General features: G+C 64.3%; 12 protein-coding genes. 8 read left to right on the top strand and 4 right to left on the bottom strand.

Annotation, left to right across the window (positions count from 1 at the left end; all coding sequences use genetic code 11):
- The first annotated feature begins 9 nt into the window (after nucleotides 1–9).
- Complete coding sequence (locus BMY03_RS20220; protein WP_038706474.1) at nucleotides 10–228, top strand: hypothetical protein; 219 nt, start codon at nucleotides 10–12, stop codon at nucleotides 226–228.
- Here BMY03_RS20220 and BMY03_RS20215 read toward each other — a convergent pair.
- From BMY03_RS20215 to BMY03_RS20200, 4 genes are all read right to left on the bottom strand, one after another.
- Nucleotides 212–2,455, bottom strand: coding sequence for an Orn/Lys/Arg family decarboxylase (locus BMY03_RS20215; RefSeq protein ID WP_094012084.1), 2,244 nt, complete (start codon nucleotides 2,453–2,455; stop codon nucleotides 212–214). The two genes, BMY03_RS20220 and BMY03_RS20215, sit on opposite strands and share 17 nt — an antisense overlap.
- A gap of 142 nt (nucleotides 2,456–2,597) precedes the next feature.
- Complete coding sequence (gene dnaQ, locus BMY03_RS20210; protein WP_023629444.1) at nucleotides 2,598–3,353, bottom strand: DNA polymerase III subunit epsilon; 756 nt, start codon at nucleotides 3,351–3,353, stop codon at nucleotides 2,598–2,600.
- Between the two features lie 165 nt (nucleotides 3,354–3,518).
- The gene (rnhA, locus tag BMY03_RS20205) at nucleotides 3,519–3,965 is read right to left on the bottom strand and encodes a ribonuclease HI (protein ID WP_023629443.1); all 447 of its coding nucleotides are present in this window, start codon (nucleotides 3,963–3,965) and stop codon (nucleotides 3,519–3,521) included.
- Nucleotides 3,966–3,978: 13 nt separating this feature from the next.
- The gene (locus BMY03_RS20200) at nucleotides 3,979–4,752 is read right to left on the bottom strand and encodes a methyltransferase domain-containing protein (protein ID WP_038706475.1); all 774 of its coding nucleotides are present in this window, start codon (nucleotides 4,750–4,752) and stop codon (nucleotides 3,979–3,981) included.
- A gap of 84 nt (nucleotides 4,753–4,836) precedes the next feature.
- On the opposite strand from BMY03_RS20200, the gene gloB reads away from it, so the two are divergent.
- From gloB to BMY03_RS20165, 7 genes are all read left to right on the top strand, one after another.
- Complete coding sequence (gloB, locus tag BMY03_RS20195) at nucleotides 4,837–5,616, top strand: hydroxyacylglutathione hydrolase (protein ID WP_094012083.1); 780 nt, start codon at nucleotides 4,837–4,839, stop codon at nucleotides 5,614–5,616.
- A 100-nt stretch (nucleotides 5,617–5,716) separates the two neighbouring features.
- Nucleotides 5,717–7,147: a lytic transglycosylase domain-containing protein gene (locus BMY03_RS20190; RefSeq protein WP_094012082.1), complete on the top strand. Its 1,431-nt coding sequence runs from the start codon at nucleotides 5,717–5,719 to the stop codon at nucleotides 7,145–7,147.
- 234 nt (nucleotides 7,148–7,381) lie between these two features.
- Complete coding sequence (locus tag BMY03_RS20185; RefSeq protein WP_094012103.1) at nucleotides 7,382–9,157, top strand: extracellular solute-binding protein; 1,776 nt, start codon at nucleotides 7,382–7,384, stop codon at nucleotides 9,155–9,157.
- Nucleotides 9,154–10,986 (top strand): extracellular solute-binding protein, encoded by a 1,833-nt coding sequence (locus tag BMY03_RS20180; protein WP_038706479.1) that lies wholly within the window; start codon nucleotides 9,154–9,156, stop codon nucleotides 10,984–10,986. The genes BMY03_RS20185 and BMY03_RS20180 overlap by 4 nt, the downstream gene beginning before the upstream one ends.
- 1 nt (nucleotide 10,987) lies before the next feature.
- Nucleotides 10,988–12,061 (top strand): microcin C ABC transporter permease YejB, encoded by a 1,074-nt coding sequence (locus BMY03_RS20175; RefSeq protein WP_038706480.1) that lies wholly within the window; start codon nucleotides 10,988–10,990, stop codon nucleotides 12,059–12,061.
- Between the two features lies 1 nt (nucleotide 12,062).
- Nucleotides 12,063–13,082, top strand: a complete 1,020-nt coding sequence (locus BMY03_RS20170; protein ID WP_023630279.1) for an ABC transporter permease — start codon at nucleotides 12,063–12,065, stop codon at nucleotides 13,080–13,082.
- Nucleotide 13,083: 1 nt separating this feature from the next.
- Nucleotides 13,084–14,694, top strand: coding sequence for an ABC transporter ATP-binding protein (locus BMY03_RS20165; protein WP_094012081.1), 1,611 nt, complete (start codon nucleotides 13,084–13,086; stop codon nucleotides 14,692–14,694).
- The last annotated feature ends 147 nt before the right edge of the window (nucleotides 14,695–14,841 follow it).

The raw sequence follows: 14,841 nt of genomic DNA, 5'->3' as shown, positions 1-14,841 counted from the left end.
TCCACCTAAATGGCAGCAGTAATGGTCGGCCAGTTCCACGCCCGTGACGCCGAAGGCCGCATCTACCCCGTCCACGAGTTCCAGGAGTCCACCCTCCAGGCCGACGGCAGTATCCTCGGGGCCCCGGTCACCAGCTATCGCCTGGCCATCGGCGATCGCGTCAACCATCTGGGCGACGACCGTTTCGAACTGGCCCAGACTGGCGTCGAGATCATTCGTATTCCTTGACGCAGTCGACGGTGTACAGCGTTCCCTCGCGCTGCAGGCCATGCACATCGGCGACGAAGCCAGGGAAACCTTGGTCAAAGGCTCGGGCGCAGTCCAGGTAGACCAGGATCGAGCGGGTCACCTCAGTGAAGCGCTCGCCGGGCATGATCAACGGGATCCCGGGTGGATAGGGCACCAACATCACCGCCGCCACCCGACCTAGCAGTTGCTCGATCGGCACTGCCTCGACTGACCCACGCACCATCCGGTCATAGGCATCGGCGGGTGTCATCGCCACCTCTGGCAAACGGGTGAACAGCAGCTTGAGCTGTTTTGAAGTGGCATTGCCACGATAGAAACCATGCAGTTGCTGGCACAAATCGCGTAGCCCTAACCCCAGGTACCGTGATGGTTGCTCCACCACCACACTTGGCAGGCAGTCGGCCAGCGCGGTATTGGCGTCGTAGTGGCGTTTGAACTCCAGCAGCTCGGTGAGCAGTGTGCTCCACTTGCCCTTGGTGATCCCCATCGAGAACAGCACCAAAAAGCTGTACAAACCAGTCTTCTCCACTACCAGCCCGCGCTCCCAGAGAAACTTGCCCACCACCGCCGCAGGAATCCCATGGCCATCCGTCGCCCCAGCAGCGCCTGGCATCACCAGGGTGACCTTGAGCGGGTCGAGCAATACATAGTTCTCGCCAAGCCCGCCGAAACCGTGCCACTCGGCGCCCGGCTGAAGCAGCCAGTCCACCGCCGCCTGACCCTCGTCGACGTGCGTCGCTGGCGGCTGCCAGATACTGAACCACCAGTCATCGACGGCGAGGTGCTCGCGCAGATTGGCCAGCGCCCGGCGAAAGCTCAGGGCCTCGTCGAACATCTCCTGCAACAGCGAACGCCCCGCCGGGCCTTCCATCATCGCCGAGGCCACGTCCAGCGAGGCGAGGATGCTGTACTGCGGCGAGGTGGAGATATGCATCATGAACGCTTCGTTGAAGCGGTCGCGGTCCAACTGGCGGCTGGCACCGTCCTGCACATGGATCATCGAGGCCTGGCTGAAGGCCGCCAGTAGCTTGTGGGTGGAATGGGTGCTGAACAGCAGCGGCCCGTCGTCGCCACGTGGCGTACCCATGGCATAGCGGTCGACGAAGAATTCATGGAAGGCGGCATAGGCGAACCAGGCCTCGTCGAAGTGCAGCACCTCGACACTGGCACCCAGGGCCTGCTTGATCATCCCGGCGTGGTAGCACAGGCCGTCATAGGTGGAGTTGGTGACCACGGCGAGCTTGATCTTCGCAGGCTTTCCCTGGGCCAGCGGATGGGCCTGGACCTTCGCTTGGATAGACGCCGGGCTGAACTCGCTGAGCGGGATCGGCCCGATGATGCCCAGCTCATTGCGCTCCGGGCACAGGTAGATGGGGATGGCGCCGGTCATGATGATCGCGTGCACCACCGACTTGTGGCAGTTGCGGTCCACCAGCACCAGGTCCCCGCGCCCGACCATGGCATGCCAGACGATCTTGTTGGCGGTTGAGGTGCCATTGATGACGAAGAAGGTATGGTCGGCACCGAAGTTGCGTGCCGCCCGTGCCTCGGCGGCGGCCAGCGGGCCAGTGTGGTCGAGCAGCGAGCCCAGCTCCGGCACCGAGATCGACAGGTCCGAGCGCAGGGTGTTTTCACCGAAGAACTGATGGAAGGCCTGCCCCACCGGGCTCTTGCGGTAGGCGACGCCACCGCCGTGGCCCGGCGTGTGCCAGGAGTAGTTGGATTGCGCGGTGTGCTGTACCAAGGCCTTGAAGAACGGTGGCAGCAGGCCATCGAGGTAATTGTGCGCGGCCCGCGCCACCTGGCGGGCGAGAAACGGCACTGTGTCTTCGAATAGATAGAGAATGCCGCGCAACTGATTCAGCTCGCCCATGGCCTCGGCGGGTGCATTCTCCAGAGTGACCTGCTCGCCCAAGGCAAAAATCGGCAGGTTGGGTGCCCGCAGCCGGGCCAGGCGGATCAGTTCCGCCATATTCTGCAACAGGCGGCTGTCGTCGCCGACACCCTCGGCGGCAATCAGCATGCAGGCCAGGCCGTGATGGGTGGCGGCCACCAGCCGTGCTTCGGCCTGATCGGCGACGGCGAGGATGGCGAAGCCGTCACGGGCCAGTTCATCGGCGATGCCGCGCACTCGCTCGCCGGCGACGGTGTCGGCCTTGATGGCCCGGTGGACGATGAGGATCGGGAACTGCAGGTCCTTGTACATCGGGCGGCTACCTCTGCGGGTAATTTCCCTCAGGGTAGTCGAGTGTGATGCTGTCATCGCCAGGCCGGCTCACAAGGTGCAGCGCTGGATGCGGTCCCTGTGGGAGCTGGCTTGCCAGCGATGGGCCGGGCCTGCCTTCGAGTCAGCTGGCGGCTGGCTCGGTCAATGCCTGCCACATCGACGGCCCACCCGCCGACTTGGCAATGGCCGCCAAGCGTTCGGCATGGGCCTCGAGTTCTTCCTCGCTGGCCAGGATCACCCGCCCCGGCGCACGCCCGACAATACGGCGAATCTCGCTACCGGTTGCCCCTTGCCCATCCTCGTCACCCGCCCCTTCGCCCGCCAGCGACAGGCTGGTCTGGCCACCGGTCATCGCCAGGTAGACGTCGGCCAGCAGTTCCGAGTCGAGCAGTGCGCCGTGCAGCTCACGGCCGGAGTTGTCGATGCCGTAGCGTTTGCACAGGGCATCGAGGCTGTTGCGCTGCCCCGGGTGGCGCGAGCGCGCCATCATCAGGGTGTCGAGGATCGGGCAATGCTGCGAAATATCGGCACGATCCTGCTGGCCGATCAGGGCGAACTCGTTGTTGATGAAGCCAACGTCAAACGCGGCGTTGTGGATGACCAGGGTGGCGCCCTGGATGAACTCGAAAAACTCCTCGGCCACATCGCCGAAACGCGGTTTGCCGACCAGGAAGGCGTCGGTGATGCCGTGGACGTTGATCGCGCCCTCGTCACTCTCACGGTCGGGCTGCAGGTAAACGTGGAAATGCCGCCCGGTCAGGCGCCGGCCCACGACCTCGACACAACCGATCTCGATGATGCGGTGGCCTTCGGCCACTGGCATGCCGGTGGTCTCGGTGTCGAGGATGACGAACCGTTTGTCTTGCTGCTGCTCCACGCGGGGACTCCAACTGGCGGTGCTTGAATTCGGGGTGGGAGTATAACGAAATCGGGGCCGTTTTGCGGTCATCGCGGGGCAAGCCCGCTCCCACGCAGCCAGCAGTCATCTCGTGGGAGCGGCGATGCGGCGACCCGACTTGCCCCGCGATGGCCCGCAACACGATCAACGTTGCGCGCGAACCTCATCAACCCCACGATTGGCCAACTGGTCGGCACGCTCGTTGCCCGGATGGCCGATATGCCCACGGACCCACTTCCAGGTCACCTTGTGCCGGTTGACCTGTTCATCGAGCTGCACCCACAGGTCGGCGTTCTTCACCGGCTCTTTCGCGGCGGTCTTCCAGCCACGCTTCTTCCAGTTGACCATCCACTCGTTGATGCCCTTCATGACGTACTGCGAGTCGGTGGTCAGCAGCACCTCGCACTCGCGCTTGAGCGCCTTGAGGCCCTCGATCGCCGCCATCAGTTCCATGCGGTTGTTGGTGGTCTCGCGCTCGCCGCCCCACAGCTCCTTCTCGACGCCCTTGTAGACAATCAGCACGCCCCAGCCGCCCGGGCCAGGGTTGCCCTTGCAGGCACCATCGGTGTAGATCTCGACGCTATCGCTCATGTACCACTCATGTTCAGTGCTTTTCGGATTCGGGATGGGTGGCGCTGCGGTTGACCTTGGCCAGCGGCAGCGGCAGCAGCTTGCCCATCGGCTCACGGCGCTCCAGGCGCAGCGGCCGCAGGCCCACCACCATCTTGCGCGCCACCAGCAGGTAGACACCGCCACCGGCAGTCTGCCAGCCACCGGCCACGCGCTCCCAGCCAGCCAGGCGCTGCTGCCAGGCCGGCGAGGCAAGCGGCGGACGATAACACCCGAAGCGGCGTTTCTCCAGCGCGAAGCCCAGCAGGTTGAGCCAGTCGCCGACCCGCGACGGCGAGATGCAACGGGCCTTGCGCAAGGCCCCGTGGCTAAAGAAATGGCGCACGCCCCAACTGCTCCAGGGGTTGATCCCGATGATCAGCAGGTGGCCCCCCGGGCGCACGGAACTGGCCGCCTCGCGCAGCAGCCCGTGAGGGGACAGGCTGAAGTCCAGGCCATGCTGCAGCACCACCACGTCGGCGGCGTGCTCCGACAACGGCCAGGCCTGCTCCTCGCAGACGATTTCCACCCCCGGCAGCGGCGCGCCCAGGCGCACGTTGCGCTGCACCTGCGGGGCGTTGGGCGGAGGTTCGGCGCAGGGGCCGTAGTGCACAAGGTAGCCACCGAAGAAGCGCCGCAGCTCTTCTTCGAGCAACTTTTCCTCCTCCTTGAGCATCAACTGCCCAAGAGGCCCATCGAACCAGTCGCGGGCCAGGCGGATCAGCTCGACCCAGTCGGGGTCGGCCTGGGCGAAGGCTTGGTCGGTCATTGCGTTCTCCCTCGAAGGTTCTCCGCTCGCGCCATCGCGGCTAAGATGCCCTCAATGTCCAGGCTTGGCGATACGGATCCGCACATGATACAGATCGATGCCCTACCCGCTTTCAACGACAACTACATCTGGTTGTTACAGGATACTGCCAATCGCCGCTGCGCAGTGGTCGACCCCGGTGACGCTGCGCCGGTGCGCGCGTGGATGGAGCAGCACCCGGACTGGGCATTGGAGGCAATCCTCGTCACCCACCACCACCATGACCACGTCGGCGGCGTCGAAGCCTTGAAAGAGACCACCGGCGCCCAGGTGTACGGCCCGGCCAGCGAACGTATCCCGGGCCGCGATATCGCCCTGGCAGACGGCGCCCGCATCGAGGTGCTGGGCCTTGCCTTCGACGTCCTGGCCATGCCCGGCCACACCCTGGGGCATATCGCCTATTACACTGCGCAATCGCCCACACCGCTACTGTTCAGTGGCGACACCCTGTTCGCCGCCGGCTGCGGCCGCTTGTTCGAAGGCACGCCCGAGCAAATGCACCATTCGCTGCAACGCCTGGCGGCGCTGCCCGCCGAAACCGAAGTGTACTGCGCCCACGAATACACCCTGAGCAACCTGCGCTTCGCCCGTGCCGTGGAACCCGACAACGAACACGTTCGCCAACGGTTCGAGGACGTTACCCGGTTGCGCGCGGACAATCGCATCACCTTGCCCTCGAGCATCGGCCTCGAGTGCCTGACTAATCCGTTTTTACGTACCGCTGAAACATCCGTTAAACAAAAAGCAGACGAATGGAAGGGACATTCCAACCCTAGCCAAGCCACTGTTTTTGCTGCCTTGAGGTCTTGGAAGGACGTGTTCTGATAACCCGAAGATATATCGCATCATAGGCTCTATGGTTGACCCGGCCGGGAGCGGTTTCTAGAATCGCCCAACTTTTTTGCCCGGATAACCGTCCCAGCCGATGTCTTCCCGTAGCCGCAGAACCTCTCATTCGGTCGCCCTGACGCGACTGGCCCAGATCAGTGCACTGGCGCTGGCCGCCACCCTGGTCGGCTGCCAGAGCACCCGTCAGCTCGACGAAGCCGACAGCGTTCGCGCGCACAATTACCAGGCGCGGATCAAGCACAAACCGGCGCCGCTGGTGGCCAAGCCCAAGGAACAGGCACCGCCACAGGACGTCTGGGAGCGCATGCGCCAGGGCTTCGCCCTGCAGGACGGCATGGACGTCAACCCGCGCATCGAACAGCAGCGCCTGTGGTTCGCCAGCAACCCGTCGTTCCTCGAGAACGCCGGCGAGCGAGGCAGCCTCTACCTGCACTACATCGTCGAGCGCCTCGAAGAGCGCGACATGCCGCTGGAGCTGGCCCTGCTGCCGGCCATCGAGAGCGCCTACAACCCGATGGCCTACTCCCGGGCGCACGCCGCCGGCATGTGGCAGTTCATCCCGTCCACCGGGCGCCACTTCAACCTGCGCCAGACCAACTTCTACGATGGTCGGCGCGACGTCACCGCCTCGACCAACGCCGCGCTGGACTACCTGAACCGCCTGCACGACATGTTCAACGGCGACTGGCTGCTGGCCCTGGCGGCCTACAACGCCGGTGAGGGCACGGTCAGCCGCGCCATCGAGCGCAACGAGCGCCTGGGCCTGCCGACCGACTACTGGAACCTGCCGCTGCCGCAGGAAACCCGCGACTACGTGCCCAAGCTGCTGGCCCTGTCGCAGGTGGTCAACACCCCGGCCGCCTACGGGGTCAACCTGAACCCGATTGCAAACGAGCCGTACTTCGAAGCTATCGCCATCAACGACCGCCTCGATCTGTCCCGCGTGGCCGCCTTCGCCGACATCGACGAAGACGAACTGATCCAGCTCAACCCCGCCTTCAAGAAGCGCATGACCGTGGACGGTCCGCAGCAACTGCTGGTGCCGACTGCCAAGGCGCAACTGCTCAGCGACCGCATGTCCAACCTCAAGCCCGAGGAACTGGTCAGCCTGCAACCGAACAAGGCCGTGTTCCAGGCCGCCCTGGCCGAGGCCAAGGCCCCCGCGGCGCGCAGCTACCGGGTCAAGCGTGGCGACAACCTGGGCAGCATCGCCAAGGCCAACCGGGTGTCGGTCAAGCAGCTGCAAAGCTGGAACCGCATCCGTGGCAACAACCTCAAGGTCGGCCAGGTCCTGGCCCTGCGTGGCGGCAGCGCGCCGAGCGCGGCAGCCAACCGCGTGGCAGACTCCAAGCAGCGCTCCACCCAGTACAAGGTGCGCAAGGGCGATTCGTACTACCTGGTGGCCAAGCGTTTCAACGTCGAGATGAAGCACCTCAAGCGCTGGAACCCACGCACCGGGCACGCGCTCAAGCCGGGCCAGACCCTGACCGTCTACCTGGCACGCTGATATCTCGCTCGCGGGGCCTGTCCTCCTCCCACGCCAGTCGCGATCGGCGTGGAGTGGGCTGGCCCCGCGATGCTTTGAAGGCTGAAGCAAAGCCCCGCGCCCTACCCTTTTTCCATTCCAGACAAGCTGTTACTGTACCCCGAACCAAGCCCAACGCCCTCTGGATCGGATGCCGACTTGATACGTCCCCTCCTGCTGTCACTCAGCCTGGCCTTGAGCTTCCCCGCCGTCGCGATGGTGAGCGAAAGCCACGGATACGCGCAGTTCGGCACGCTCAAGTACCCGGCCAGTTTCACCCACTTCGACTGGGTCAACCCGCAAGCCCCTAAAGGCGGCACGTTGCGGGCCATGGCCTTCGGCACCTTCGACACGCTCAACCCCTACACCTTCAAGGGCTCGAGCCCGGTCACCACGCCCAACTTCCTGCAGTACGGCATCAACGAGCTCAACGAGCCGCTGATGGTCGGCACCGGCATGTACGACCCGTCCGGCGACGAACCCACCTCCAGCTACGGCCTGATCGCCCGCTCGGTCGAGTACAGCGAGGACCGCAGCTGGGTGGTGTTCAATCTGCGCCCCGAGGCGCGCTTCCACGATGGCGTGCCGATCACCGCGCAGGACGTGGCGTTTTCCTACCGCACCCTGCTCAAGGACGGCCACCCGATCTACCGCACCAACCTGCAGGAAGTGGCCCGGGTCGATATCCTCGGGCCGCTGCGCATCCGCTTCGTATTCAAGCGCGCCGGCAACCCGCTGCTGATCCTGCGCCTGGGCGAAATGCCGGTGCTGCCCAAGCACTACTGGGCCAAACGCGACTTCAAGGCCACCACCTTCGAGCCGCCGCTGGGCAGCGGCCCCTACCGCATCAGCGAAGTGCAACCCGGTCGCCGGCTGGTGTTCGAACGGGTGAAGGACTACTGGGGCAAGGACCTGGCGGTCAACCGCGGCAAGTACAATTTCAAGCGCGTCGAGTACGAGTTCTACCGCGACGCCACCGTGGCCTTCGAGGCGTTCAAGGCCGGTGAATTCGATATCTACATCGAGCACCAGGCGAAGAACTGGGCCAACGGCTACAACTTCCCTGCCGTGCGCCGTGGCGAGGTGATCAAGGCGCAGATCCCGCACAAGATCCCCACGCAAACCCAAGGCCTGTTCATGAACAGCCGCCGCGCCGCGTTCAGCGACCCTCGGGTGCGCCAGGCGCTGGGCCTGATGCTCGACTTCGAGTGGACCAACCGCGCCCTGTTCAGCAGCGCCTACCGCCGCTCGACCAGCTACTACCCTAACAGCGACTTCACCGCCAGCGGCCTGCCCACCGGCAAGGAATGGCTGCTGCTCAAGCCATTCCGCGACCAGCTGCCGGACAAGCTGTTCACCGAGCCCTACCAGGTCAGCCACACCGACGGCAGCGGCATCAGCCGCCCCGCCCTGCGCCAGGCCCTGGGCCTATTCGCCCAGGCCGGCTGGAAGCTCAGCGGCCAGCGCCTGGTCGACGGCAAAGGCCAGCCGTTCAGGCTGGAGTTGCTGCTGGTGAACCCCAACCTCGAACGCATCCTGCAACCTTATGTCGAAAATCTGGCCAGCATCGGCATCGATGCGCGCTTGCGCACCGTGGACCGCGCCCAGTACAAACAACGGCTCGACCAGTTCGATTTCGACATGATCCTGATGACCCTGAACCAGACCCTGAGCCCGGGCCTCGAGCAGTGGCTGTATTTCCACTCAAGCCAGGCCGCCACCAAGGGCAGCAAGAACTATGCTGGCGTGAAGGACCCGGTGGTCGACCACCTGCTCGACACCTTGCTCGCCGCCCGCAGCCGCGATGACCAGATCGCCGCCGCGCGCGCCCTGGACCGCGTGCTCTCATGGCAGTACTACATGATCCCCAACTGGTACCTCGACAATCACCGCCTGGCCTACCGCAACCGGTTCGCCTTCGTCACCACACCGCCCTACACCCTCGGGCTGAACAGCTGGTGGATCAAGAAGACTTCGGAGAAAGCCAAATGACGCCGACCCTGCGCCGCCTGGCCGCTAGCCTGCTGCTGACCTGCCTCACGCTCCCGGCCGTGGCCGCCCCGCAACACGCCCTGACCCTGTACGGCGAGGCGCCGAAATACCCGGCCAACTTCAAGCACTTCGAGTACGTCAATCCTGACGCACCGAAGGGCGGCACCTTCCGCCAGTCCAGCTTCGGCGGCTTCGACAGCCTCAACCCGTTCATCAACAAGGGCGTGCCCGCCGACAACGTCGGCGCCATCTACGACACCCTGATGCGCCAGAGCCTGGACGAACCCTTCACCGAGTACGGCCTGGTGGCCGGCAAGATCGAAAAGGCCCCCGACAACAGCTGGGTGCGCTTCTACCTGCGCCCCGAAGCACGCTTCCACGACGGCCACCCGATGCGCGCCGAGGACGTGGTGTTCACCTTCAACGCCCTGATCAAGGACGGCGCGCCGCTGTACCGCCAGTACTACGGCGACGTCGCTGAAGTGGTCGCCGAAGACCCGCTCAAGGTGCTGTTCAAGTTCAAGCACAACAACAACCGCGAGCTGCCGCTGATCCTCGGCCAACTGCCGGTGCTGCCCAAGCACTGGTACCAAGGCCGCGACTTCGACCGCGGCAACCTGGAGATCCCGCTCGGCAGCGGCCCATACAAGGTCGCCGAGGTGAAGGCCGGCCGCTCGATCCGCTACGAGCGGGTCAAGGACTACTGGGCCAAGGACCTGCCGATCAACCGCGGCTTCTACAATTTCGACGTGATGACCTTCGACTCCTACCGCGACAACACCGTCGCCCTCGAAGCGCTCAAGGCCGGCCAGTTCGACTACGGCCTGGAGGTGAGCGCAAAGAACTGGGCCACCGCCTACGACGTGCCCGCCGTGCGCGACGGCCGGCTGATCAAGGAAGAACTGCCCAATGGCAACCCCGTCGGCATGCAGGGTTTCATCTTCAACCTGCGCAAGCCGATGTTCCAGGACATCCGCGTGCGCCACGCCATCAGCCTGCTGCTGGACTTCGAGTGGACCAACAAGCAGCTGTTCAACGGCGCCTACACCCGCACCGGCAGCTACTTCGAGAACTCCGAAATGGCCGCCAGCGGCCTGCCCAGCCCCGCCGAGCTGAAGATCCTCGAGCCGCTGCGCGGCAAGGTGCCGGACGAGGTGTTCAACGGCGCCTTCCACAACCCGGTCACCGACGGCAGCGGCATGATCCGCGACCAGCAGCGCCAGGCATACAAGCTGCTGCAGGAGGCCGGCTGGAAGGTCGTCGACGACAAGATGGTCGATAAAGACGGCAAGCCGATGACCATCGAGTTCCTCCTGGCCCAGACCCAGTTCGAGCGCGTGCTGCTGCCGTTCAAGCGCAACCTCGCGGACCTCGGCATCAACCTCGAGATCCGCCGCGTGGACGTTTCGCAGTACATCACCCGCCTGCGCTCGCGTGACTACGACATGATCGTCGGCGGCTTCGCGCAATCCAACTCGCCCGGTAACGAGCAACGTGAATACTGGAACAGCGCCGCCGCCGACAACCCCGGCAGCCGCAACTTCATCGGCCTGCGCGACCCTGGCATCGACCAGCTGGTGGAGCAGTTGATCAACGCCGACTCCCGACAGAGCCTGATCGAGCACTGCCGCGCCCTGGACCGCGTGCTGCAATGGGGTTACTACGTGATCCCCAACTGGCACATCAAGACCTGGCGCGTGGCCTACTGGAACCATATCGGCCACCCCGCCGTATCGCCCAAGTACGACATCGGCATCGACACCTGGTGGATCAAGCCCGACGTCACGCCCGCGGTAAGCGAAGCCGCCGCACCGGATGAGGCCAACTGAGATGCTGGCCTATATCCTGCGGCGCCTGCTGCTGATCATCCCCACCCTGTTCGGCATCCTCATCATCAACTTCATCATCGTCCAGGCCGCCCCCGGCGGCCCGGTGGAGCAGATGATCGCCAAGCTCGAAGGCTTCGACGGCGCCACCAGCCGCATCGCCGGTGGCGGCGCCGAAGTCTCGGTGGCCGGCTCCAACTACCGTGGCGCGCAAGGCCTGGACCCGGCGCTGATCGCCGAGATCGAGCGCATGTACGGCTTCGACAAGTCGGCGCCCGAGCGGCTGTGGATCATGGTCAAGAACTATGCCCAGCTGGACTTCGGCAACAGCTTCTTCCGCGACGCCAAGGTCATCGACCTGATCGCCGAGAAGATGCCCGTGTCCATTTCCCTCGGGCTATGGAGCACGCTGATCATGTACCTGGTGTCGATCCCGCTGGGGATCGCCAAGGCCGTGCGCCACGGCAGCCACTTCGACGTGTGGACCAGCTCGGCGATCATCGTCGGCTACGCCATCCCGGCGTTCCTGTTCGCCATCCTGCTGATCGTGCTGTTCGCCGGTGGCAGCTATTTCGATTGGTTCCCGCTGCGCGGGCTGACCTCCAACAACTTCGACGAGCTGAGCACCACCGGCAAGGTCCTCGACTACTTCTGGCACCTGGTGCTGCCCATCACCGCCCTGGTGATCGGCAACTTCGCCACCATGACCCTGCTGACCAAGAACAGCTTCCTCGACGAGATCAACAAGCAGTACGTGGTCACCGCCAAGGCCAAGGGCCTGAGCCGCACCCGCGTGCTCTACGGCCATGTGTTCCGCAACGCCATGCTGCTGGTGATCGCCGGCTTCCCCTCGGCGTTCATCGGCATCTTCTTCACAGGGTCCCTGCTGATCGAGGTGATCTTCAGCCTCGACGGCCTGGGCCTGATGAGTTTCGAAGCGGCGATCAACCGCGACTACCCGGTGGTGTTCGGCACCTTGTTCATCTTCACCCTGCTTGGTCTGGTGGTGAAGCTGATCGGCGACCTCACCTACACCCTGGTCGATCCGCGCATCGACTTCGCCAGCCGGGAGCACTGACATGGCCCTCTCTCCCCTCAATCGCCGGCGCTTCGAGCGCTTCAAGGCCAACCGCCGCGGCTGGTGGTCGCTGTGGATCTTCCTGGTGCTGTTCGTGCTCAGCCTGGGCGCCGAGTTCATCGCCAACGACAAGCCGATTGCCGTGCGCTACGACGGCGAGTGGTACTTCCCCGCCTTCAAGCGCTACCCGGAGACCACCTTCGGCGGCGAGTTCCCGCTGGAGGCCAACTACAAGAGCCCGTATATCCGCGATTTGCTGGCCAAGAAGGACGCCTTCGTGCTGTGGGCGCCGATCCCCTACAGCTACCAGAGCATCAACTACGACCTGAAAGTACCCGCCCCCGCGCCGCCCTCCACCGACAACCTGCTGGGCACCGACGACCAGGGCCGCGATGTGCTGGCCCGGGTGATCTACGGCTTCCGCATCTCGGTGCTGTTCGCCCTGACGCTGACCATCGCCAGCTCCATCATCGGCGTGATCGCCGGCGCCTTGCAGGGCTTCTACGGCGGCTGGGTGGACCTGGCCGGCCAGCGCTTCCTGGAGATCTGGTCCGGCCTGCCGGTGCTGTACCTGCTGATCATCCTTGCCAGCTTCGTGCAGCCCAACTTCTGGTGGTTGCTGGGCATCATGCTGCTGTTCTCGTGGATGAGCCTGGTGGACGTGGTGCGCGCCGAGTTCCTGCGCGGGCGCAACCTGGAATATGTGCGCGCCGCCCGCGCCTTAGGGATGCGCAACGGCCCGATCATGTACCGGCATATCCTGCCCAACGCGATGATCTCGACCATGACCTTCATGCCGTTCATCCTCACCGGCGCCATCGGCACCCTTACCGCCCTGGACTTCTTAGGCTTCGGCCTGCCCGCCGGTTCGCCGTCGCTGGGCGAGCTGGTGGCCCAGGGCAAGTCCAACCTGCAAGCCCCGTGGCTGGGTATCAGCGCCTTCGCCGTGCTGGCGGTGATGCTGAGCCTGCTGGTATTCATCGGCGAATCCGCCCGCGACGCCTTCGACCCGAGGAAATGACATGAGCCAAGACACCCTGATCGAAGTCCGCGACCTGGCGGTGGAGTTCGTCACTGGCGAGCAGGTCAACCGCGTGGTCGACGGCATCAGCTTCGACATCCGCAAGGGAGAGACCCTGGCCCTGGTCGGCGAAAGCGGCTCGGGCAAGTCGGTGACCGCCCACTCGATCCTGCGCCTGCTGCCCTACCCGCTGGCGCGGCATCCTTCTGGCACCATCCATTATGAAGGCAAGGACCTGCTGCACCTGGGCGAAAAGCCCATGCAGCGCATTCGCGGCAACCGCATCGCGATGATCTTCCAGGAGCCGATGACCTCGCTGAACCCGCTGCACAGCATCGAGAAGCAGATCAACGAGATCCTCTTGTTGCACAAGGGCCTCACCGGCAAGGCCGCCACCGCTCGCACCCTGGAGCTGCTGGAGCTGGTAGGCATTCCCGAGCCGCACAAGCGCCTGAAAGCCCTGCCCCACGAGCTGTCCGGTGGCCAGCGCCAGCGGGTGATGATCGCCATGGCCCTGGCCAACGAGCCCGAACTGCTGATTGCCGACGAGCCCACCACGGCGCTCGACGTGACCGTGCAGTTGAAGATCCTCGACCTGCTCAAGTCGTTGCAGGCGCGCTTGGGCATGGCCCTGCTGCTGATCAGCCACGACCTCAACCTGGTACGCCGCATCGCCCACCGCGTGTGCGTGATGCAGTGCGGCAAGATCGTCGAGCAGGCCGATTGCGCCACGCTGTTCAGCAAGCCGCAGCATCCGTATACGCAGATGCTGATCAACGCCGAGCCCAGCGGCGCACCCGCCGCGAATGCCGAAGGGGCGCCGTTGCTGGAGGTGAAGGACTTGAAGGTGTGGTTCCCGATCAAGAAGGGGCTGTTGCGCCGCACCGTGGACCATGTGAAGGCCGTGGACGGGGTCAATTTCAGCCTGCCCCAGGGGCAGACGCTGGGCATCGTTGGCGAGAGTGGCTCGGGCAAGTCCACCTTGGGGCTGGCCATCTTGCGGTTGATATCCAGCCAGGGCGGGATTCGCTTCCATGGGCAGAATCTTGAGGGGCTGAACCAGAAGGAAGTGCGGCCGCTGCGGCGGGAGATGCAGGTAGTGTTCCAGGATCCCTTTGGCAGCCTGAGCCCGCGCATGTGCGTGGCGGATATCGTTGGCGAGGGGTTACGGATTCACAAGATCGGCACACCGGCTGAGCAGGAAGCGGCGATTATTGCTGCGTTGGAGGAAGTGGGGCTGGATCCTCGGACGCGGCATCGGTATCCCCATGAGTTTTCCGGCGGGCAGCGGCAGCGGATTGCGATTGCGCGGGCGTTGGTGTTGAAGCCTGCGTTGATTCTGCTGGATGAGCCGACCTCGGCGCTGGACCGGACGGTGCAGCGGCAGGTGGTTGAGCTGCTGCGGAATTTGCAGGTCAAATACAACCTGACTTATCTGTTTATCAGCCATGACCTGGCGGTGGTCAAGGCGTTGAGTCATCAGTTGATGGTGATCAAGCATGGGCAGGTGGTGGAACAGGGGGATACGGGGGTTATTTTTCATGAGCCGCGGCATGGGTATACGAGGCAGTTGTTGGATGCGGCGCTGGTGAGCAGCGACAAAGGTACATGAACTCATATACCTCCAAGCCACCGCATTTATGTCGTTAAGAGGATTGCCGGGCGAGCGGGTGATAGGCCATCACCCTTCACGACACATAACCCGAACCATCAACCACAACGCCTGACCTGACATTTTTACCAGTATCTGACGAGATGT

This window comes from Pseudomonas soli, from assembly GCF_900110655.1.
GTDB classification, from domain to species: Bacteria; Pseudomonadota; Gammaproteobacteria; order Pseudomonadales; family Pseudomonadaceae; genus Aquipseudomonas; species Aquipseudomonas soli.
Note: the sequence above shows the minus strand (reverse complement) of the source record. Positions and strands in the feature narration are given on the sequence as shown.